The sequence below is a fragment of the Streptomyces sp. NPDC054840 genome, from assembly GCF_053611065.1.
Map to the genome: position 1 here is coordinate 1 of NZ_JBSGZP010000911.1, position 2347 is coordinate 2347.

Genomic DNA, 2347 nt, shown 5'->3' on the forward strand with positions numbered 1-2347 from the left:
GGCGAGCAGGTCGGGCCCCGCGTGCAGGTCCTCCGGTCGGTAACGGCGGATTTTCCGGTGCCAGTTGAGGATGCCCGCGTGCCAGTCCTTCAGCTCGCCCACGTACGCGTCCAGGGCCTGCCGGGCCTCGGCACCGAGCTTCCAGTCGTCGTAGAGCAGCGGCAGCTGATTCGCCACGATGTGCTCGAACTCCTCGGTCCGCCGGGTCATCAGCTCATGGCAGATGTGCAGGGCCTGCGGGTAGTCGATGTCGAAGAAGTTCCGGGCGACCAGGATGTAGTTGTGGACCTCGCCCTCGACCTCCACCTCCTTCTGGTAGGAGTAGATGTCGTTGATCAGGCAGGCGGCGTCCGCGACCGCGTTCTCCAGGGAGCGGATGGTCCCGGAGGCGTAGATCTCCTCGGGGATGCCCCGGCCCTGGTGCCCGAGCCGGCACAGGTACATCGTGAGGTGGCTGCCGAAGGTGTGGCGGCGCATCTCCGCGTAGTCCACCGGGTCCGGGATGCGGTTCTGGATCTGGTTGTCCACCTCCCACAGCCAGCTCTCCAGCATGCTCACCAGGGTCGCGCGGAACTCGGTGCGCTGCTCGGCGGACATGGCGGCGCTGGTGCGCACCCACAGGTCGCCGAGCGCGCGCTCCATCGCGGTCACCGGCTCGGGCTGTTCGGCGTGGTCGACCGGGATCATGGCGATCAGGCGGGCGGTGGTCGCCTTGGCGGCCGGCAGGTTCCTGCTCTGGGCGAAGACCACCGGGTAGTAGTCGTCCCCGTACGTACCCCAGGTCAGCCAACAGGCGCTGAGCGCCAGCTGCTGCGGCGTCGCGTCGGGGTCGATGCCGGCCGAGCAGAGCGCGAAGTCGAATCCCCGCAGCCGTTCCTCGGTCCAGATCGCCGAACCGGGGTCGCCGGGCTGCGGGTCCAGCAGGCCCATCCGCCGGGACCAGGCGACGGACTCCTCGCGCGCGTGCGCCAGGTGCGGGCTGAGGGTGAGCCGGTGCGGCATGTAGATGTCGGGGATGACGGAGGGGCCGGTGCGCTCGAAGGGGACGTGGGTGAAGGAGCGGTGGCGCAGCTCCATCGAGCGCCGCGTGAACACGGACCGCAGGTCGAGCGCGGTGGTGCCGAGCCCGGACGGCAGGAAGGGCAGGGTCGCCGGGGCGGTGGGCCTGGCCTCCTTGTTCATGTAGCGGCTGGAGACCATGTGCCACTCGTGGCCGCCGGACTGCCAGTCCTGCAGGCCCTTGGTGTAGGCGAGGACCGCCGCGATCTCCGCCGGGTCCAGCGCGTGGTCGGCGAAGAGCTGCGGGAGCTCGCCGATCGCGGTCTGCTCGAACTGCTGGAGGCGGGAGGTGAGCAGGTCGTTGGAGGCCTCGGCGGCCTCCTGGGTGGTGCAGCCGAGGAAGGTCTCCAACACGAGGATGGCGTTGGAGAGTTCGCCCTCGTGGGCGACCTCGCGTTCGTAGGAGAAGATGTCGTTCCTGATGTGCACGGCGTCGGAGAAGGCGTCGCGCAGTACGCCGAGCTGGCGCGCGTGCGCGACGCGTGCGGGCACCTCGGCGCAGACGTACTCGATCAGACCGGCCGACCAGGGGGCGCCGCCCACCTTGCGGCGCATCTCGATGTATTCGAGCGGGTTCGCCACGCGTCCGATGTTGATGTTGGCGAGCTCCCACATGGACTCGTCGAGGAGGTTCTTCGTGGACAAGGAGAACCGTTCCCGCCAGTCGGCGGACATCGCGGGGACCGTCCGCGCCCAGAGGTCCGCGAGCCCGGCCTCCACCGGGTTGGTGGGCTCGGGGAACCCGTCGGCCAGGTCCATGGGCATGAAGGCGGCGAGCCGGTCGAGGTACTGCTTGGCGCCGTCACGGTCCTGCGAGCGCTTGTACATCTCCAGGAAGTGGTCGTCGAAGAAGAACACCCACACGTACCAGTCGGTGACCAGGGCCAGCGCGTCACGGTCGCAGTCGGGGTGGGTGTACGAGCAGAGCAGCGCGTAGTCGTGCGAGTCGAGGTCGCTCTCCTCCCAGACGCCGGAACCCTCCAGCATCCCGAAGCCGCGCGCCCACCGCTTGGTGTGGGTCCGCGCCTCCTCCAGGTGGGGGTTCAGTCGTGCCGGATAGGGCACATAGAAATCCGGCAGTTGAAACGGCTGCGTCACGGCGGGCTCGGCCTTTCGTCCATGGGTCCGGGGGCCCGGCGACCCGGTCCCCCCGCACGAGATCAGCAGTGCCCTACCCCTGGTGCTGGTGGGACAAGGGTGATTTCACCGCTTCAGGTGACGCGGCCCCCGTCGCCCGGCGCGAGGGCCTCCGTAGGGGATAAGGGTGGGTACGCCGAAGGTCCCCCGC

1 protein-coding gene is annotated in these 2347 nt (G+C 69.2%); it reads right to left on the reverse strand.

Going from position 1 to position 2347, the window contains the following annotated elements; genetic code table 11:
- Positions 1-2157 (reverse strand): terpene synthase family protein (locus ACWGIU_RS35845; protein WP_453712272.1); only part of this gene is annotated, 2157 nt, incomplete at its 3' end.
- Positions 2158-2347: the final 190 nt, after the last annotated feature.